Below are 18,022 nucleotides of genomic sequence, written 5' to 3'. Positions count from 1 at the left end.
TGAACGGTTCTCCGCCCCTATTCCGTCCCGGATTCCGCCTCCCGCGCCAGGAACAGCGCGAAGACCGGCGGATGCTGCTGGAGCAGCTCCAGCCGCCCGCCGTCGGCCTCCGCCAGGTCCCGGGCCACGGCCAGGCCCAGCCCGGTGGAGTTACGGCCCGAGACCGTACGCTCGAAGACCCGCGACCCGAGGTCGGCCGGCACGCCCCGGCCCGCGTCGGTGACCTCCACCACGGCCTGGTTCCCGGTCACCCGCGTACGCAGCGCGACCGTCCCGGCACCGTGCATCAGCGAGTTCTCGATCAGCGTGGCGAGCACCTGCGCGACCGCCCCGGGCGTGCCGACCGCCCGCAGCTCCTTCTTGCCGGAGCGCACGATGGCCCGGCCCGCGCTGCGGTAGGCCGGGCGCCACTCCTCGACCTGCTGCTTGACGACCTCGTCCAGGTCGAAGGCGACGGCCGAGCCGGTGCGCGGGTCGCGCGAGTTGGTCAGCAGCCGCTGGACGACGTCGGTCAGCCGCTCCACCTGGGTCAGCGCGATGGTGGCCTCTTCCTTCACCGTGTCCGGGTCGTCGGTCAGGGTGATCTCCTCCAGCCGCATGGACAGCGCGGTCAGCGGCGTACGGAGCTGGTGGGAGGCGTCGGCGGCGAGCCGGCGCTCGGCGGTGAGCATCCGCGCGATGCGCTCGGCGCTGGCGTCCAGCACGTCCGCGACCCGGTCCAGCTCCTGGACCCCGTAGCGGCGGTGGCGCGGGCGCGGGTCGCCGGAGCCCAGCCGTTCCGCGGTCTCGGCGAGGTCGGTCAGCGGCGCGGTCAGCCGGCGGGCCTGGCGGATGGCCAGCACCACGGCGGCCAGGATGGCCAGCACCGCCACGGCCAGGATGACCAGCAGCGTACGGCCGATCTCGGAGTTGACCGCGGAGCGGGACTCCTGGACGGTGACGGACTCCCCGCGGTCGCCGTGCGCCGTGGACTCGATGACATTGCCCGGGGGGCGCCGGCCGATCTCGATCGGGCGTCTGCCCGGCACCTCGATCACCGCGTGCCGCTTGCCCGTGATCTGCGCCGACAGGACGTCGGGGGTGAGTTTCTCGCCGCTGCCCAGCCGGCTCTCCACGATGCCGACGAGCCGTACGGCCTCGGAGACGACGCTCTCCTGCGCCCCCGCCTGGATCGTGCGGGTCTCCACGATGACGAGCGAGAGCCCGAAGACGGCGATCACGACGAGCACCACGGCGAGCGTGGAATTGATCAGGCGGCGGCGCACGGTGCCCTCCGGGCAGGAGTTCGGTCGTTCTCGTCGGTTTCCCGCCCGGCGGCACCGGCGGCAGGGGCCTCAGCTCTTCTCGAAGCGGAAGCCGACACCGCGGACGGTGGCGATGTAGCGGGGGTTGGCGGCATCGTCACCCAGCTTCTTGCGGAGCCAGGAGATGTGCATGTCCAACGTCTTCGTGGAGGACCACCAGGTGGTGTCCCAGACCTCGCGCATGAGCTGGTCGCGGGTGACGACCCGGCCGGCGTCCCGCACCAGGACCCTCAGCAGGTCGAATTCCTTCGCCGTGAGCTGGAGTTCCTCCTCGCCCATCCAGGCACGGTGCGACTCGACGTCGATCCGTACGCCGTGGCGGGGGGCTGCTGGGGCTCGGCGGAGGAGCCGCGGCGCAGCAGGGCCCGTACCCGTGCCAGCAGTTCGGCGAGCCGGAAGGGCTTGGTGACGTAGTCGTCGGCGCCGGCGTCCAGGCCGACGACGGTGTCCACCTCGTCGGCGCGGGCGGTGAGGACCAGGATGGGGAAGGAGTGGCCTTCGTTGCGCAGCCGGCGGGCGACCTCCAGGCCGTCCATGCCGGGCAGGCCGAGATCGAGGACGAGCAGGTCGATGTTCCCCTGGAGGCCGGCGTCGAGCGCCGTGGGGCCGTCCTCGCGCACCTCGACCTCGTACCCCTCGCGGCGCAGGGCGCGGGCGAGCGGCTCCGAGATGGACGCGTCATCCTCGGCGAGCAGTACACGGGTCATGGGCCGATGGTAGTCCGATGTGTCCCGGCTCCGGGCAGGGCCGGGCGGCCCCGCCGGAGGACGGCAGACGGGTGCGCGGTTCCCGGTCACAGGTGCGCACGGTTCATGGTCACGGTCCGCGGCGTTCATGATCGCCGGTGAGTACGGTCCGTGGTCGGGCGTGCGCGCAGTCGGATAACGGACGGCGGACGGTTCCCGGAAGCCGGTGTGAGCGTTGTCTCACTCGCCCCACTGGTACCTATGCGGGACGTATGGTGTCGGAACGTCTGTGGCACAACCTCACCTCCGAGACCGATGACACCACCAACGTCATAGGTCCCTGTGGTGTGCGGGGCCGGAACCACCCGCCCCGGTACCGCAGAGAATGACCTTCGACCGGGTCCGCCGCGCAGAGCAAGCACGGGGGCGTGGGATCCCGGTGTACGACCGCTCTGCCGATTCCTCCTCGTGTGGCGTCGCGTGGACCCCTCGGGCGTGGGGGCCGGGCGGTACGGCGCCGGTGCCGGTCAACCGACCCGGGCGCGCTGCGGTCTCCCCACGCGTCCCGAGCACACCAAGGAAGCACCATGGCGTCCAGCCTGACGAAGGACGCGGCCGAGCAGGGAACCCCTGACACCGGCGGCAAGACCTTCTTCGGCCACCCCCGCGGCCTGGCCACCCTCTTCATGACCGAGATGTGGGAGCGGTTCAGCTTCTACGGCATGAGGGCGCTCCTCGTCCTGTACCTGATCGCCGGCGGTCCCGATGCCAAGGACGGCTCGCAGGGCGGCGGTCTGGGGATCACCGAGTCCAGCGCTCTGGCGATCTACGGCGTCTACATGGCGATGGTCTACCTGCTCGCCATGCCCGGTGGCTGGTTCGGTGACCGTGTCTGGGGACCCCGTAAGACGGTCATCATCGGCTCTTCCGTCGTCATCGCGGGCCATGTCGTGCTCGCGCTCCCGGGCCCGTCGTTCTACATCGGCCTGGCGATGGTGGCCCTCGGCTCGGGTCTGCTGAAGTCCAACATCTCCACGATGGTGGGCCACCTCTACAACGGCCCGAAGGACCCGCGCCGGGACGGTGGCTTCACCGTCTTCTACATGAGCATCAATATCGGGTCCTTCGCCGCCCCGCTGGTCATCGGCGGCATCGGCCAGAGCGTCAACTGGCACCTGGGCTTCGGTATAGCGGCGGTCGGTATGGCGCTGGGTCTGATCCAGTTCCTGATAGGCACCAAGCACCTGAACGTCAAGAGCAGCCAGGTCCCGACCCCGCTGTCGGCGCAGGAGCGCAAGAGCTGGCTGCTCAAGGGCCTGATGTGGCTCGCGATCGTCGCCGTCTTCTACGGTGTCGTCGGCGGCGCCGGGCTCTTCTCCATCAACTGGGCGCTGATCCCGCTCGCCCTGATCGGCATCATCACCCCGTTCGTGGTGATGTTCCGCATCAAGCGGGACAAGGAGCTGACGGCTGCCGAGCAGAGCAAGGTCAGCAGCTACGTCTGGATCTTCGTCGCAGCCGCCCTGTTCTGGATGATCTTCGACCAGGCCGGCTCCACGCTGAGCATCTTCGCCGAGAAGAACACCGCCGACACGATCTTCGGCCTGGGCTTCCCGTCCTCGTACTTCCAGGCGGTCAACCCGCTGTGGGTGCTGGCACTGGCCCCGGTCTTCGCCTCGGCCTGGCTGGCGCTGTCCCGCCGCAGCAAGGAGCCCAACACCACGGTGAAGTTCACCATGGGCATGGTCCTCATCGGCTTCTCGTACTTCTTCTTCGTCATCCCGATGCTGATGTCCGAGGACGGCACCAAGGTCAGCCCGATGTGGCTGATCACCGTCTACGGCCTCCAGACCATGGGTGAGCTGTGCGTCTCCCCCGTCGGCCTGTCGGTGACCACCAAGCTGGCCCCGGCGAAGTACGCCAGCCAGATGATGGGCGTGTGGTTCCTGGCCAACACCGCCGGTGACAGCGTCATCAGCCTCGCCACCATCGGCGGCGCCGACCTGGTGGGAATGGGCGCGCTGATAGTCGAGGGCGTGCTCGCGACCGGAGCCGGCCTCGCCGTCTACATGTACCGCAAGCGGATCAACGAGCAGATGGGCGACGTGCGCTGACGCGGACCGCGGACGCCTTCTGTACGTGAGGAGGGCCCGGCACCTGAGGGTGCCGGGCCCTTTCGCGTGCGCGGGGCCGTTGTCGGGGCTGCTGTCGGGGCTGCTGTCGGGGCCGCTTGCCGGTCCCGGTGGGGCGGTCGGCTAGGTGCGGGGGCTCCGGTGCCGCCCGGAGGGGCGCGTACGGGGCCTGCGCGGTGTGCGGTCCGGTTGCGGCGTACGGGACCGGCCGCCCCGCGTACGGGCCGGGGGTGCCGCGTCCCGGGGGCGCAGGCGGTCCACGGCCGCCATCCCGATGCGGAAGACCGCGGCCGGGACGACGAGGCACAGCAGCAGCCGGAACAGCGTTACGCCCCACGGCCGGCCGACGCCCCAGGGCTGCTCGGCCAGGATCTTGCCGGCGTGCTTCAGGGAGACGTAGTAGTCGCCGTGCGCGCCCGCCGCCAGCTCGACCGGCAGGCTGATCCGCGCCCGCCCGCCTGCGGGGACGGTGCCCCGCCACTGCTGCTCCTCCCAGGCCGGGGCGTAGACGCCGTGCGCGACGCCGACCTCGAAGACCGGGTTCCTGACCGGGTCCGGGGTCCGGTTGCCGACGGTCACCACCAGCCGGCGCCGTGGCGGCGCGCCGAACCAGGTCAGCAGGCCGCTGCTGCCCTCCAGGCGCGGCGGGGCGAGTGCGGTCAGCGGGGCCCCGTCCGGCTCGCGGGGTACGGGGGCGACCGGGTGGCCGGTGATGCGCAAGGCGGTGGCGGCGGAGGCGGCCGGGCCGGTGACGGTGGCGACATGGACGACGCAGGGGCAGGGCCGGGGCGGCTCGGCCACCGGGAGGGACCTGCGGAAGGAGCCGTCGCCGCCGGTGGTCACGGCCCGGCCGGCACCGTTGGCGCAGGTGTCGGTGCCGCCGGCCATGTTCTGCCCGCAGATCAGGACCGTCAGCAGCGCCCGGGGTCGCCAGCCCCGGCCCGTGACGGTGACGGTGCCGCCCTTGGCCGCCTCCTTTCCGGAGAGCCCTACGGAGGGGTGGTCGTCCGCCACGGAGGTCCGTGGGGCGGCGGGCCGGTCCTCCGCCGCCGCCGTGGTGCTTGTCGCGGGGAGTGCGAGGAGGGCCGAAGCCGCGCACACGGCGGCTGCCCGGCGGAGCGTGCGGACCCGTGCGGGCGCCCTGCCGGGGCCCGGTCCGGCGGGGGCTACGCCTTGTGGCGGCGGGAGAGCCACAGTGCCCCGGCCGCCCCGGCGAGCAGGACGGTTCCGCCGAGTGTGCCCAGGGCGACGGCGGAGTCGGCCGGGCCGGTCTGCGGAAGCTGCTCACCGGCGGAGGTCCCCGCGGAGGAGGAGCCGGAGCCCGCGGAGGAGGAACCGCCGGAGGAGCCGGAGCCCGCGGACGTGCCGCCGCCGGAGCCGCCCGATTCCTTGACGTCCAGCGTGAGCGAGGGCCTAGGGTTGTTGCTCGGCGTACAGGTGGTGGTCGTGCCCAGCGCCGAGATGGTGAGCGTGCCGGCCGTGAAGGTGACCTCGCCGCTCTTCTTCGGGGTGTATGTACCGCTCAGATCGCTGATCTTGATGGGCGTGTTGGCGGGAACCGCCTTGTCGTTGGGCGGCCCCGACACCGGTACGGTGCCGCTCTCCGCGCCGCCCAGCTTGATGAGCGCGCTCGGCTTCATGGCGCCCGCGCCCAGTTCGACCGGGCTGGAGGAGACGCCCTTCTGGAAGGACATCACGAGCCGGTAGCCGCTGCCGCTGCGGGTGCTCTTGATGTCGATGGGCGAGACCGCGCCCTTGCTGCCGATGGGCGTCTTGCACTGGTAGTTGACGCCGACCACCTGGGCGTGCGCGGCCGGTGCGGTGAGGCAGACCGCGGATCCCGCCGTCAGTGCCACGGTCGCGGCCAGGCCGGCCGCGCGGCGGGGGCGCCTGCCGTGCTGTTCGTGGAAGCGGGTCACACCGAGCTCCCCTTCTCGCGAGTGCGCGCCGCCCGATGTTCCTGACGGCACATCAGATGGAGTCGCTCAAGGTACGCCGGGGACCTTGTCGAGGGAAGTCACAGAACAGGCCGGATCGCTCCGGTCGTGGGACAGGAGGGTTCCATGAGAACCATGAGAAGGGGAACGGAAAGGCCCGCGGGGGCGGGAAGCGGGACCGGGCCGGAATGGGGTCCGGAACGCGAGGCGGAAGAACGGGCGATGCAATGGGCGGCGGGCGGCGGGCGACGGGCGACGGGCGACGGGCGACGGGCGACGGGCGACGGGCGACGGGCGACGGGCGACGGAACAGCAGAACCCGCGTACGGCCCGGCGCGCCGGGAACCACGGACCGCGGATCGCCGGTCACGGACCGCGGCCTGCCGGCCACGGACCGCACGGCGCGGGCTACGCCGGAGCGGCCAGCTCCGCCCACACCGTCTTTCCGGCGCCGTCCGGGTTGCGTACGACCCCCCAGTCCAGGCACAGCCGCTGCACGATGAACATGCCGTGTCCGCCGGGCCGGCCGGCGCGGTGCGGGGTGCGGGGTGCGGGCGAGCCCGCCCCGAGGTCGGTGACCTCCAGCCGCAGCTTCTTGCTGTCGCAGCGCAGCCGCAGCTCCTCGGGGCCTTCGGCGTGCAGACAGGCGTTGGTGACGAGTTCGGAGACCACGAGCAGGACGTCCTCGGCGGCGGCCCGCCGGTCGGCGGCCTCGGCCGGCAGCCATCCCCAGTCGTGCAGGGCCTCCCGGGCGAAGTCCCGGGCGCGTACGACGGCCCCGGCGACACCGGTGAGGCGCAGCCTGCGGATCTGGCCGACCGGCACCGGGGCGAGGGAATCGGAGGGAGCGCCGGCGACGGGGGCACCCATGCCGCCAGGGCCATGGGGGCCCGGCTCCGGACCCAGGTCGCCCGGCGGGTACGGCCGGGTGGTGCTCATCAGCGCTTCACCTCACCGATTCGCCATTTCACGGTCAACGGTTACCTGACAGATTCAACAGATTCAGATGTCTCCTGCCCGACCGGACCGTGAGAACACCCACTTCTTGGGCACAGAAGTTGTGACGCGGCCAACGCGTCCGGGGAAGCGGCCTTCGCGGACACCGCCGTTCCCTCACCCCCGCCTCCATCGTCAGTCGGCGAGGGCCGCATCGAGGGAGTCGTGCACGGTGAAGACCGCTTCCGCGCCGGTGATCTCGAAGACCCTGGCCACCACGGACCGCATTCCGGCCAAATGAACCGCGCCCCCCTCGGCCTCCGCCTTCAGGCGGGCCCCCAGTAGTACGTTCAGACCGGTCGAGTCCATGAACTCCAGCCGCGAGCAGTCCACGACCAGCCGCGCGAAGCCGTCGGCGACGCAGCTTTCCAGTGATTCACGCAACAGGTCCGCGGTGTGGTGATCGAGCTCACCCGCGGCGGTCACGACCGCGCTCGCACCGTGATGCCGGATCTCGACATGAAGCCGGCCCCGGCTTGCACTGCCGACCGTCCCGCGGTCCATGCGCGCGCACCTCTCTTGCTGTCTCGCTGTCTGGTTGTTCACCACTGCGCTCAGTGAACCCTACGCCTTTGATACGCGCTTCGGTAGCCGAACAATGCGCATCCAGTTCCAAATACGGACAACACGCACTTGCCATCTTCAGGGAAAGGCAGGTAGGCGTAGAGGGACACATTCGACCCGGCCGGCTTTGGAGGCGCCGCACACCGCAGCTTCACGTAGAGGCATCGGCAGCCATATGCCGAGAACGATGGAGGAGACCATGTCACCCCGGCTCGACGAATTGCGCACCGAGCACACCCGGCAGAACGCGTCGTCGACACCCCCGCCCGCCCCGTTCCAGCAGATTCCTTCCCAGCAGACCCACGTCGAACCGCCCGAATCGGACGTGCTGGGATTCCCCGAGACCGACGGCCTGCCCGAGATCCCGCCGTTCGACCAGGTGGGCCCGGTGGACGCGAGGGCCTTGTCGAAGACGCTCTTCGAGCGACTGGAATCACTCGAAGAAGGCACCCACGAATACGCGTACGTCCGCAACACCCTGGTAGAACTCAACCTCGCACTGGTGAAGTTCGCGGCCTCCCGGTTCCGCTCCCGCAGCGAACCGATGGAGGACATCGTCCAGGTCGGCACCATCGGCCTGATCAAGGCGATCGACCGCTTCGAGCTCAGCCGCGGCGTGGAGTTCCCGACGTTCGCCATGCCGACCATCGTCGGCGAGATCAAACGCTTCTTCCGCGACACCAGTTGGTCGGTGCGCGTACCCAGGCGCCTTCAGGAACTGCGGCTGGATCTGGCCAAGGCCGGCGATGAACTCGCACAGAAGCTCGATCGCTCGCCCACGGTCGGTGAACTGGCCGAACGCCTCGGCATCACCAACGAGGAAGTCGTCGAAGGGATGGCCGCGAGCAACGCCTACACCGCCAGCTCGCTGGACGCCCAGCCCGAAGAGGACGACAACGAAAGCGCGCTGGCCGATCGCATCGGCTACGAGGACCACGGTCTGGAGGGCATCGAGTACGTCGAGTCGCTCAAGCCCCTGATCGCCGGCCTCCCGCCGCGCGACCGCAAGATCCTCTCACTGCGCTTCGTCGCCAACATGACGCAGTCGGAGATCGGTGAGGAGCTGGGCATCTCGCAGATGCACGTCTCCCGCCTGCTGTCGCGCACGCTCGTACGGCTCCGTAAGGGGCTGATGGTCGAGGAGTGAGCACGGCTGCGGCCGTCTCACAGGGCCCGCCCGTACGGCTTGCTCGTACGGCTTGCCCGTACGGCTCGTAAGTGGTGAGCAGGGCCTGCCCCGGTCGGCGGACGACGGGGGCGGGCCCTGCTCACCACCTGCCCATGTTGGCGGGCCCCGTGCATCACCTGCCCACTGCCCACGTACCTGCTACTGGCCTGCCGCCCTTGGTGTCTCAGCAGCTCACTGCGGGTGCGAGGTGGTCCGGTAGCGGCTGCGGAACTCCGCGAGGAGTTCGTCGGTGACCTCGGCGCCCGCGGCGACGGCCGCGTGCACCTCACGGAAGTACCCCTCGTACCCGGCCGGGGTGTACAGGCACAGACCGCGCACCGTTTCGGTGCCCGCGTTGCGGAACCCGTGCGGGGTGCCGCGCAGCGCGGCCAGCAGGTGGCCGGGGCCCACCGATACCTCGCCGTCACCGTTGTGGAGGGTCAACTCGCCCTCCAGGACGTAGAAGTACTCGTCGTGCGCGCCGTGCACATGCGGCCGGGCCCCGATGACGCCCGGTTCGAGGGTGAACTCCTCGAAGGCGAACCGGCCTTCCGTGTGCTCGGAGGTCAGCCGGAAGAAGTGGCCCACCCCCGCGACCTCGATGGACTCCCCGTCCTCGGGCCGCCGCAGCAGTGCGCGCATCGGCGTCGCGGCGGCGCCGGGCCCGTGCGCCGTCCCGCCGTTCTCGCGGCTGTCGTGGCTGTGGTGGCTGTGGTTGCTCTCGTCGTGCGCGTGAATCTCTTTGGTCTCGTTCTTGTGTTCGGTCACGCATGCATCTTGTCAGAAGTGACTCACGGGGCTCATGTGATTCATCTACCCGAGGGCGCCGAAGAGTTGGCCGTACGCGCTGCCCGCGGCGTACCCGGCCACGGTCTCCAGGCACGCCCAGACCGCCCCGGCGGCCATGCTGTACGGCGCCAGGCGCGCGTACGGCACCCCGGCCGCGCCCGCCACGTGCGGGGCGACGGTCCGCACCACCGGCAGGAAGCGGGAGAGGAACAGCGCGGGGCCGCCCCTGCGGCGCACCGCCGACCAGGCACGGTCCCAGGCCGTGTCGGGCACCCGGCGACCCAGACGGCAGGACCGCAGCCCGGGGCCGAGCCGGCGTCCGGTCCGGTGCGCGAGCAGATCGCCGACCGCCGCTCCGGCCGCGGCGCACAGGACCACGGCGGGCAGCCACAGCGTGCCCGTACGGGAGAGGAAGCCCGCGCACAGCAGAAGGCTCAGCGTGGGGACGAACGCGCCCAGCAAAAGCACCGACTCCGAGGTGACCAGGGCGGCGATGACTCCGTAGGCGGCGGGCGGCGAGGCGCCCGTCAGCAGCTCCGCCGGGTTCAGCGGCACGCTCGCGCACCCTGTATGGGAGGGCCCGGGCACCAACCGGCCGACGGCACCCGCAGATGCCATACCCGGGCGGGCGGGAGGTTGCGCAGCACGACGCTGCGCTCCTGGCCGTGGCTGCGGGCGAAACCGGCCAGCAGCCGGGTCACCGCGCGGTGCCGGGCCGCCTCGGCGCGGCTGCCGGTCAGCGTGCGCGCGGTGAGGGTGCCCAGGTACCCGAAGAAGGTGAGATGGCCACCGGGGGCCAGGGCGTTCATGTAGCCCTCCAGGATCGTACGGACCTCCGCCGGCTCGAAGTTGGTGAACGGCAGACAGGAGACGATCACGTCGTACGGGCCCTCGGGGCGGACCTCCGTGATGGACCCGCGGATGACGCGGATGCGGTCGGAGGCCGCCGCCATGGCGGGGTCGGCCAGCAGGCAGTGGTGGAGGTGGTCCACGAAGCGGGGGTTGATCTCCACGGCGTCCAGCCGGTCGGCCGGGCCGAGCAGCCCCGCCAGCACACGGGTCACCGGGCCGGTGCCGGCGCCGGCCTCCAGCACCGAGAGCGGGCCCGGCCGCCGGGCCACGCCCTGGGAGGCCAGCGGGGCCGCGAGCCGGGCGGCGAGGTACCTGCTGCTCGGGGCGACCGCGCCGGTGGCCCGGCTCGTACGGACCGCCTCGCGCAGGAACCGGGCGGCCGGGGCGAGCGGCGGGATGAGCACGGGCGGGGCAGGCGGGGCGGCGATGGCTGTCGTGCCTGCCGTGCCTGCCGTAACCGGCGTGGCCGTTGCGGCTGTCTTGGTTTCCATGGCCCCGACGCTAGGAATCTTTCGATGCCCCGCCATCGGCCGTTCTGCGAGGTGGATCCCCTACGAAAGTAGGGGGTGATCCTGGCCGATGGCAGGATCCGCCCAAGGCCTGGGCGGCCTAGTGTGATCACTGTGCTGATCACGACGAAACGGGCGTGGCCCTGGTGGGCCGAAGTCCTGCTGGTGGTGGGCTTCGGGGTGCCCACCCTCCAGGAGGCTTACATCGGCGCGGCGGCGCGGCCCGTGAGCGTGCAGGTCGCCCTGGCCGTCGTGGCATCGCTCTCCGTGGCGCTGCGCTACCGGCTCCCGCTGGTGGCGCTGGTGTGCACGGTCGTGGCCGCCGCCGCTCTGGGCACCATCCTGCCGCTGCTGGTCGTGCTCTTCCACCTCGTCTCCCACGGCCGCACGGCCGCCGCTCTGACAGCCGCCGCGGTGGCCCTGGCCGCAAACGCGCTGGCCCCGGAAAGCAACTCCCTGTGGGGCATGCGCTCGTACGGTGTGCTCATGCCCCTGGCGATCGTGCTGGCGTTCGGCCTGTGGGCGGCCAACCGCCGGCGTCTGGTCGCCGCCCTCGCCGGGCAGGTCGACCAGCTCAGGGTGGAGCGTGAACTGCGCGCCGAGCAGGCCCGGCTCCATGAGCGCGCCCGTATCGCCGCCGAGATGCACGACGTCCTCGCCCACCGGCTCAGCGTGGTCGCGCTGCACACCGGGGCGCTGCAACGCCGGGCCGCCTCCCTTCCGGGGCCGGTCGCCGACCGGCTCGCCCTGCTGCGTACCGCCTCCACCCAGGCGCTCGGCGATCTGCGGGACGTCCTGGGGGCGCTGCGCGAGACCAACGGGCCACAGGACGGCGGGGGGTTCGGCGGGTCGCGGACACCGGGGCTGCGGGAGCTGCCGGCGCTGCTGGACGAGGCCCGGGAGGCGGGACAGTCGATCGACGCGGTGATCGAGGGCGACGCCGGGAGCCTGCCCGCCAGCCACCGGCTGGCCGTCCACCGGCTGGTCCAGGAATCGCTGACCAACGCCCGCAAGCACGCGGCGGGCGCGCCCGTACGTGTCGAGGTGCGGTTCGGGCCGCCGCAGACGACAGTACGGATCAGCAACGTGGCGGGCCGGCCGTCGCCGGACGTGGCGGCGGGCGGAGGCTACGGCCTGGTGGGGCTGTCCGAACGGGTCGGAGCGCTGGGCGGCCGTCTGGCGTACGGGCCCGCGGGCGCCGGGGGCTGGCGGATCGAGGCCGGCATCCCGCTCACCCACCACCTCACCCCTGCCGCCACCGCTTCCCGTACGCCAGACGCAACCGGCACCGCCGGAGGTCCGGACGCGGTGAGCGCCCCGACCGCGCCGTCCCCCTCGGACCCACCGCCTGGAGAAGCATGACCGGCATGATCCGCACCCTGATCGTCGATGACGACAGCCTCGTACGGCTGGCGCTGGCCGACATCCTCCAGGACGCCGACGGCATCACCGTCACGGCCGAGGCCGCCGACGGCGCCGAGGCGGTGGAGCTGGCGCGCTCGCACCGTATCGACGTGGCCCTCATGGACATCCGTATGCCGCGTATGGACGGCATCGCCGCCACCAGGAGCCTGCGGGCACTCGCCGACCCGCCGCAGGTGGTGGTGCTGACCACCTTCGACCTGGACCAGTACGTGTACGACGCGCTCTCCGCGGGGGCATCGGGCTTCCTGCTGAAGGACACCGAGCCGGAGGAGATCATCCGCGCCGTGCGGGTGGTCGCCGAGGGTCAGGCCATGCTCCACCCCGCCGCGGCCCGGCGCCTGATCGACCGCTACCACCACACGGCCCCGCGTCAGGCGCCCGCGGCCAGGTCCCGGGTCGGGCGGCTGACGCCACGCGAGACGGAAGTGCTCGGCCTGCTGGCCGGCGGCGCGTCCAACGCGGAGATCGCCGCCGGACTCCGCATGCGGGAGAGCACGGTCAAGGCCCATGTCAGCCGCATCCTGGCCACGCTGGAGGTCGGCAACCGCGTCCAGGCGGCCCTGTGCGCCCGGGACGCGGGGCTGGTCGTGTAGGCCGCTCGGTCCGGCCGGGCACCGTCCGTCGGGACTCGCAGCCCGGCTCAGTTCCCCCTTCCCTCCCCGGCCGCTTCGAGGAGGATCCGGGCCAGGTCGTCCGGCCGGGAGAACATCGGCCAGTGGCCGGTGTCCATCTCGGCCAGACGCCACCGCCCGCCGTCCAGCAGCCGGGCCACGGCCTCGCCCGGCTCGGGCCCGTCGAGCAGGCACTTGACGTACGTCGCCGGAAGTTCGCCCAGCGGCCGGGCCAGTACGGCCGGCTCGGCCAGTGAGGCGCCCGGGTGCGGCGTCGCGCCGCCCACGAGCCGTGCGGTCTGCTCCGGGGTGAGGTCCTGGCCCGCGCAGTCGGCCTCGGTCAGCGGTGCCCAGAAGCCGCCGTTCGCGGCAAGCACGGCCGCCAGTTTCTCCGGCCCCTCCCACCAGGTCGAGACGAACGACTCGCCGTCGGCCGGGACGTCGGAGTCGACGAAGACCACGCGGGCCAGCCGGTCACCGATCCGCCCGGCCGCCTGGCCGACCGGGATGCCCGAGTAGCTGTGGCCGACCAGGACGACATCGCGCAGGTCCTGGCGTTCGACCGCCTCGACGATGTCCTGGACGTGGGTCTGCTGCCCGGCCGGTATGCCGTGCCTCTCCGCGAGCCCGGACAGCGTCAGCGGGTGGGCGCCGTGACCGGCCGCCCGCAGGTGCGGCACCACCTCCTGCCACGCCCACGCCCCGAGCCACGCCCCTGCGACCAGTACGAAATCCGTCATGGCGGCAACGTAACGGAGGGGTCTGACAACGCCTCTGCGCGCACACCTCCGGCACGCCGGCCCCGACCGCCGGCCCCGACCGCCGGTCTCCGAAAAGGGCTTGGTCACCAGGATCACCGGCCGCGACAGGGGACCTCCTCGCCGACGTCGCGCCGCCACTCCTCGCGGGTGAGGGCGCGGTTAGCCGTGCGGCAGGCAGCCCGCCTCCCCGGCGAGCGTGTGCAGCCGCTTGCCGGGGGCGGTCTCCCACAGTCCTGCGGAGGCGCTCCGGCCGGAGCCCGCCAGCGTACGGCCATCGGGAGCGGGCTCGACTCCGTCCCTACGGACGGGCAGTGGCGGGCCTTGGCCTTCGGCCGGCCCGAGGGCGTGGAAGGGCGGTCAGACCCGTACGCCCTTGTGCCAGACGGCCGAGACCAGGGGGACGCCCGGCCGGTAGGCGAGGTGGACGTGGGAGGGGGCGTCCAGGAGGGTGAGGTCGGCGCGGGCGCCGGGGGTGAGCCGGCCGATGTCGGTACGGCGCAGGGCGCGGGCGCCGCCGGCCGTGGCGGACCACACCGCTTCGTCCGGCGTCATGTTCATGTCGCGGACGGCCAGGGCGATGCAGAAGGGCATCGAACTGGTGAAGGACGAGCCGGGGTTGCAGTCCGTGGACAGCGCGACGGTGACGCCGGCGTCCAGGAGGCGGCGGGCGTCGGGCCACTGGGCGCGGGTGGAGAACTCCGCGCCCGGCAGCAGCGTGGCGACCGTGGAGGAGTGCGCGAGCGCGTCGACGTCCTCGTCGGTGAGGTGGGTGCAGTGGTCGGCGGAGGCCGCGTCGAGTTCGACGGCGAGCTGCACGCCGGGGCCGTGGCCGAGCTGGTTGGCGTGGACGCGGGGGTGCAGGCCGTGCCGCCGGCCGGCGGTCAGGATCGTACGGGCCTGGTCGCCGTCGAAGGCGCCGCGCTCGCAGAAGACGTCGATCCAGCGGGCGTACGGGGCGCAGGCGTCGAGCATGGGGCCGGTGACCAGGTCGACGTAGCCGGCCGGGTCGTCGGCGTAGTCGGGGGAGACGATGTGCGCGCCGAGGAAGGTGACTTCTTCGGTGTGCGCGGCGGCGATGCGCAGCGCGCGGGCCTCGTCCTCGACCGTCAGGCCGTAACCGGACTTGGTCTCCAGGGTGGTGGTGCCCTGGCGCAGGGCCTCGGCGGTGTACTTGGCGACGCCCGCGTGCAGGTCTTCGTCGGTCGCGGCACGGGTGGCGGCGACGGTGGTGCGGATGCCGCCGGCCGAGTACGGGCGACCGGACATGCGAGCGTTGAATTCGGCGGTGCGGTCACCGGCGAAGACCAGGTGGGAGTGGGAGTCGACGAAGCCGGGGAGGGCGGCGCGGCCGGCCGCGTCGACGCGGTTGTCAGTGGCCGGTGCTTTGCTTGTCCTGCCGATCCACGCGATGCGGTCGCCGTCGATGACGACGGCCGCGTCCTGGATCAGACCGAGGGGGCCTTCGCCGAGGGAGGGGTCGTTGGTGACGAGGGTGGCGATGTTGGTGATGGCGGTGGTCTTGGCGGTCGTCTGGGCGCCGTTGTTCGCGCCGGTGGCCGGGGATGTCATCGTGCGGGTGCTCTCTTTCAGCCGCGCGGGGTCCGGCGGCGTACGGTTCAGCCGCGTACGGCCGCGATGGACCGGGCGAGGGCGGCGGGTACGTCGGGGAGGAGGGTGTGCGTTGCGTCCCGTACGACGTGTCGGCCGCCGACGACGGTGTGGCGGACATCCGCGTTGGAGGCGGCGAATACGGCCGTCTCGGCGCCCAGCCTGGGCGGTGGGCCCGCCGTGCGGACCGAGTCCAGCGCGAGGGTGGTGAAGTCGGCGAGCGCGCCCGGCTCGATGGTGCCCGCCTCGTCCCAGCCCAGGGCCGCGTGGCCGTCGGCGGTCGCGGCGCGCAGCAGCGCCGCCGCCGTCCAGTGGCCCCGGGTGCGGCTGCTGAGGCGCTCGTTGAGTTCCATGGCGCGGGCCTCTTCGAGGAGGTCGATGACGGCATGGCTGTCGCTGCCGAGCGAGAGCCGGCTGCCGGCGGCCTGGAGGCGGGTGGCGGGCCCGATGCCGTCGGCGAGGTCCCGTTCGGTGGTGGGGCACATACACACGCCGGTGGAGTGGGAGCCCAGCAGCCGTATGTCCTCGGCGGTCAGGTGGGTGGCGTGGACGGCGACGGTACGGCGGCCCAGGACGCCGTGGTCGGCCAGGAGCTGGGCAGGGGTGCGGCCGTGGGCTTCCCGGCAGGCGTCGTTCTCCGCGGTCTGTTCGGAGAGGTGGACGTGCAGGGGGGCGCGGCGCTCCCGGGCCCAGTCGGCGACGGTGCCCATCTGGCCGGCGGGGACGGCGCGTACGGAGTGGACGGCCGCGCCGACGCGGGCGTGGACGTCGTCCGTCTTCAGGGCCGTGACCCGCTCCGCCCAGGCGTCGGCGGTGCCGTCGGAGAAGCGGAGCTGGTGGTGGCTGGGGGCGGCGCCGAAGCCGGCGGAGAGATAGGCGGTGTCCAGGAGGGTGATGCGGATGCCCGCGTCGGTGGCCGCCGCGATCAGGGCCTCGCCCATCGCGTTGGGGTCGGCGTAGCGGGTGCCGCCCGGCGCGTGGTGGAGGTAGTGGAACTCCCCCACGCAGGTGATGCCGGCCAGCGCCATCTCCGCGTACACCGCCCGCGCGAGGTCGTAGTACGTCTGCGGGGTGAGCCGGGAGGCGACCTGGTACATCACCTCGCGCCAGGTCCAGAAAGTGCCGGAGCCGACCTGGACGGTGCCGCGCAGGGCGCGGTGGAAGGCGTGCGAGTGGGCGTTGGCCAGGCCCGGGATCGTCAGGCCGCGCAAGGCGGTGGCGCCGGGCGGCGGGGCGGGGACCTGGAGCCGTACGGCGGTGACGCGGCCGGTGGACAGGTCGGTGTCCACCGCGACATCCGGCTCGACGTGCGCGCCGAGCCAGGCGTGCTCCAGCCAGTACGTCTTCGGTTCCGTCCCGGGTCCGGTCGGTGTGTCGCGCGGCGTCACCTGCACGCCAGGCCCTCCAGTACGTCGGCGAGTGCGGTCACCCCGGCGACGCAGTCGTCCTCGGCCGCGGATTCGGCCGGGGAGTGCGAGACGCCGGTGGGGTTGCGTACGAACAGCATGGCGGTGGGGACACTCGCGGACAAAATACCCGCGTCATGTCCGGCGCCGGTGCCGAGCACGGGTACGCCCGTACGGCCGGATTCCGGTGCAGCCGTACGGCCGGATTCCGGTGCGCCCGTACGGCCGGGTCCCGGCCGGTCCGCCGTACCGCCGAGGATGCGCGCCAGTTCGTCCCGCAGGGCGTGCCGGAACTCCACGACAGGCGTGAAGGACTCGCGGGTGACGCGCACCTCGACGCCGTCCCGCTCGCCGCACTCCACGGCCGCCTGTTCGATCGCGGCGACGACGGTGTCCAGGGTCCCCTGGTCCGCCGCGCGGGAGTCCAGCCAGCCGCGGACCAGCGACGGGATGGCGTTGACGCCGTTCGGCTCGACGGCCACCTTGCCGAAGGTCGCCAGGGCCCCGGCCAGTTCGGCGCGCTTGCGGGCGGCCAGGACGGTGGTGGCGTAGGTGAGCATCGGGTCGCGGCGGTCCGCCAGGCGGGTGGTGCCCGCGTGGTTGGCCTCGCCGTGGAAGTCGAACCGCCAGCGGCCGTGCGGCCAGATGGCGGAGGCGATACCGACCGGGTCGCCGGAGAGGTCCAGCGCCCGGCCCTGTTCGACGTGGAGTTCGATGAACGCGCCGATCCGGGCCAGGCGTTCGGGGTCGGGGCCGATGGCCGCGGGGTCGTACCCGGCGCGTTCCATGGCCTGCGGCAGCGTCACACCGTCGGCGTCCCGCAGTTCACGCGCCTTCTCGGGGCTGAGCTGGCCGGCGGTCAGCCGGGAGCCCACGCAGGCCAGCCCGAAGCGGGCGCCCTCCTCGTCACCGAAGTTGACGACGGCCAGCGGGCGGCTCAACTCCCGGCCGCGCTCGCGCAGTTCGTCCAGGGCGGCGAACGAGGAGACGACGCCGAGCGGGCCGTCGAAGGCGCCGCCGTCCGGTACGGAGTCCAGGTGCGAGCCGGTGACGACCGCGTCACCGGCCGCCGGGTCGCCGAGCCAGGCCCACTGGTTGCCGTTGCGGTCCAGCTCGTACTCAAGGCCCCGGGAGCGCGCCTGGTCCCGGAACCAGGCGCGGCAGTCGGCGTCCGCGCCGGTCCAGGCGAAACGGCGGTAGCCGCCGGTGTCGGCGGCGCGGCCCAGGGGCCGCAGGTCCCGCCACATCTCGTGGAACGAGGAGCTCACGCGCGC

The 18,022-nt window shown here is 72.5% G+C and carries 16 protein-coding genes and 1 pseudogene; 4 read left to right on the top strand and 13 right to left on the bottom strand.

Going from position 1 to position 18,022, the window contains the following annotated elements; translation table 11 throughout:
• Window positions 1–17: 17 nt before the first annotated feature.
• Entirely contained in the window at window positions 18–1,265 is a 1,248-nt protein-coding gene (locus tag KGS77_RS21765) for an ATP-binding protein (protein ID WP_242584435.1), read from the bottom strand.
• Between the two features lie 69 nt (window positions 1,266–1,334).
• Window positions 1,335–2,011 (bottom strand): annotated as a pseudogene (locus tag KGS77_RS21760) (response regulator transcription factor).
• 566 nt (window positions 2,012–2,577) lie between these two features.
• On the opposite strand from KGS77_RS21760, the gene KGS77_RS21755 reads away from it, so the two are divergent.
• Window positions 2,578–4,104: an oligopeptide:H+ symporter gene (locus KGS77_RS21755; RefSeq protein ID WP_242584433.1), complete on the top strand. Its 1,527-nt coding sequence runs from the start codon at window positions 2,578–2,580 to the stop codon at window positions 4,102–4,104.
• 141 nt (window positions 4,105–4,245) lie between these two features.
• Here the strand turns inward: KGS77_RS21755 and KGS77_RS21750 are convergent, their stop codons facing one another.
• The 4 genes from KGS77_RS21750 to KGS77_RS21735 all read right to left on the bottom strand — a co-directional run bounded on the left by KGS77_RS21750 (window position 4,246) and on the right by KGS77_RS21735 (window position 7,559).
• Complete coding sequence (locus KGS77_RS21750; protein ID WP_242584431.1) at window positions 4,246–5,223, bottom strand: hypothetical protein; 978 nt, start codon at window positions 5,221–5,223, stop codon at window positions 4,246–4,248.
• Window positions 5,224–5,288: 65 nt separating this feature from the next.
• Window positions 5,289–6,041, bottom strand: coding sequence for an LPXTG cell wall anchor domain-containing protein (locus tag KGS77_RS21745; protein WP_242584429.1), 753 nt, complete (start codon window positions 6,039–6,041; stop codon window positions 5,289–5,291).
• A gap of 426 nt (window positions 6,042–6,467) precedes the next feature.
• Window positions 6,468–6,998, bottom strand: coding sequence for an ATP-binding protein (locus KGS77_RS21740; protein ID WP_242584427.1), 531 nt, complete (start codon window positions 6,996–6,998; stop codon window positions 6,468–6,470).
• Between the two features lie 192 nt (window positions 6,999–7,190).
• Window positions 7,191–7,559, bottom strand: coding sequence for an STAS domain-containing protein (locus KGS77_RS21735; protein WP_242584424.1), 369 nt, complete (start codon window positions 7,557–7,559; stop codon window positions 7,191–7,193).
• 259 nt (window positions 7,560–7,818) lie between these two features.
• Here KGS77_RS21735 and KGS77_RS21730 point away from each other — a divergent pair, with 259 nt between their 5' ends.
• The gene (locus KGS77_RS21730) at window positions 7,819–8,766 is read left to right on the top strand and encodes an RNA polymerase sigma factor SigF (RefSeq protein WP_242587610.1); all 948 of its coding nucleotides are present in this window, start codon (window positions 7,819–7,821) and stop codon (window positions 8,764–8,766) included.
• Between the two features lie 213 nt (window positions 8,767–8,979).
• Here the strand turns inward: KGS77_RS21730 and KGS77_RS21725 are convergent, their stop codons facing one another.
• The 3 genes from KGS77_RS21725 to KGS77_RS21715 are packed head-to-tail and all read right to left on the bottom strand — an operon-like array spanning window position 8,980 to window position 10,919.
• Window positions 8,980–9,555, bottom strand: a complete 576-nt coding sequence (locus tag KGS77_RS21725; RefSeq protein WP_242584411.1) for a cupin domain-containing protein — start codon at window positions 9,553–9,555, stop codon at window positions 8,980–8,982.
• A 45-nt stretch (window positions 9,556–9,600) separates the two neighbouring features.
• Window positions 9,601–10,131 carry a DedA family protein gene (locus KGS77_RS21720; RefSeq protein WP_242584409.1) on the bottom strand — a complete coding sequence of 177 codons (531 nt, stop codon included), beginning with the start codon at window positions 10,129–10,131 and terminating at the stop codon, window positions 9,601–9,603.
• Window positions 10,122–10,919, bottom strand: a complete 798-nt coding sequence (locus KGS77_RS21715; RefSeq protein ID WP_242584407.1) for a methyltransferase domain-containing protein — start codon at window positions 10,917–10,919, stop codon at window positions 10,122–10,124. Before KGS77_RS21715 ends, KGS77_RS21720 begins: the two co-directional genes overlap by 10 nt.
• A 132-nt stretch (window positions 10,920–11,051) precedes the next feature.
• On the opposite strand from KGS77_RS21715, the gene KGS77_RS21710 reads away from it, so the two are divergent.
• Both KGS77_RS21710 and KGS77_RS21705 read left to right on the top strand, forming a co-directional pair.
• On the top strand, window positions 11,052–12,299 hold the full coding sequence (locus tag KGS77_RS21710; protein WP_242584405.1) for a histidine kinase: 1,248 nt from the start codon (window positions 11,052–11,054) through the stop codon (window positions 12,297–12,299).
• 5 nt (window positions 12,300–12,304) lie between these two features.
• Complete coding sequence (locus KGS77_RS21705) at window positions 12,305–12,955, top strand: response regulator transcription factor (protein WP_242584403.1); 651 nt, start codon at window positions 12,305–12,307, stop codon at window positions 12,953–12,955.
• A gap of 47 nt (window positions 12,956–13,002) precedes the next feature.
• Here the strand turns inward: KGS77_RS21705 and KGS77_RS21700 are convergent, their stop codons facing one another.
• The 4 genes from KGS77_RS21700 to KGS77_RS21685 all read right to left on the bottom strand — a co-directional run bounded on the left by KGS77_RS21700 (window position 13,003) and on the right by KGS77_RS21685 (window position 17,995).
• Window positions 13,003–13,713: an alpha/beta fold hydrolase gene (locus tag KGS77_RS21700; protein WP_242584401.1), complete on the bottom strand. Its 711-nt coding sequence runs from the start codon at window positions 13,711–13,713 to the stop codon at window positions 13,003–13,005.
• Window positions 13,714–14,091: 378 nt separating this feature from the next.
• Window positions 14,092–15,303: an imidazolonepropionase gene (hutI, locus tag KGS77_RS21695; RefSeq protein ID WP_242584389.1), complete on the bottom strand. Its 1,212-nt coding sequence runs from the start codon at window positions 15,301–15,303 to the stop codon at window positions 14,092–14,094.
• A 47-nt stretch (window positions 15,304–15,350) separates the two neighbouring features.
• Window positions 15,351–16,736: a formimidoylglutamate deiminase gene (locus KGS77_RS21690; protein WP_242584387.1), complete on the bottom strand. Its 1,386-nt coding sequence runs from the start codon at window positions 16,734–16,736 to the stop codon at window positions 15,351–15,353.
• The gene (locus KGS77_RS21685; protein WP_242587609.1) at window positions 16,727–17,995 is read right to left on the bottom strand and encodes an allantoate amidohydrolase; all 1,269 of its coding nucleotides are present in this window, start codon (window positions 17,993–17,995) and stop codon (window positions 16,727–16,729) included. Before KGS77_RS21685 ends, KGS77_RS21690 begins: the two co-directional genes overlap by 10 nt.
• Between the last annotated feature and the right edge of the window lie 27 nt (window positions 17,996–18,022).

The organism is Streptomyces sp. MST-110588, assembly GCF_022695595.1.
Classification (GTDB): domain Bacteria; phylum Actinomycetota; class Actinomycetes; order Streptomycetales; family Streptomycetaceae; genus Streptomyces.
The sequence above is the reverse complement of the archived record's forward strand: the minus strand, read 5'-3'. Positions and strand labels throughout refer to the sequence as shown.

What these genes read in the sequence shown, in the direction of transcription:
- KGS77_RS21755 (WP_242584433.1), top strand. Translation starts at nt 2,578, where the DNA reads ATGGCGTCCAGCCTGACGAAGGACGCGGCCGAGCAGGGAACCCCTGAC.
- KGS77_RS21740 (WP_242584427.1), bottom strand. Translation starts at nt 6,998, where the DNA reads ATGAGCACCACCCGGCCGTACCCGCCGGGCGACCTGGGTCCGGAGCCG.
- KGS77_RS21735 (WP_242584424.1), bottom strand. Translation starts at nt 7,559, where the DNA reads ATGGACCGCGGGACGGTCGGCAGTGCAAGCCGGGGCCGGCTTCATGTC.
- KGS77_RS21730 (WP_242587610.1), top strand. Translation starts at nt 7,819, where the DNA reads ATGTCACCCCGGCTCGACGAATTGCGCACCGAGCACACCCGGCAGAAC.
- KGS77_RS21715 (WP_242584407.1), bottom strand. Translation starts at nt 10,919, where the DNA reads ATGGAAACCAAGACAGCCGCAACGGCCACGCCGGTTACGGCAGGCACG.
- KGS77_RS21705 (WP_242584403.1), top strand. Translation starts at nt 12,305, where the DNA reads ATGATCCGCACCCTGATCGTCGATGACGACAGCCTCGTACGGCTGGCG.
- KGS77_RS21700 (WP_242584401.1), bottom strand. Translation starts at nt 13,713, where the DNA reads ATGACGGATTTCGTACTGGTCGCAGGGGCGTGGCTCGGGGCGTGGGCG.
- hutI (WP_242584389.1), bottom strand. Translation starts at nt 15,303, where the DNA reads ATGACATCCCCGGCCACCGGCGCGAACAACGGCGCCCAGACGACCGCC.
- KGS77_RS21685 (WP_242587609.1), bottom strand. Translation starts at nt 17,995, where the DNA reads ATGTGGCGGGACCTGCGGCCCCTGGGCCGCGCCGCCGACACCGGCGGC.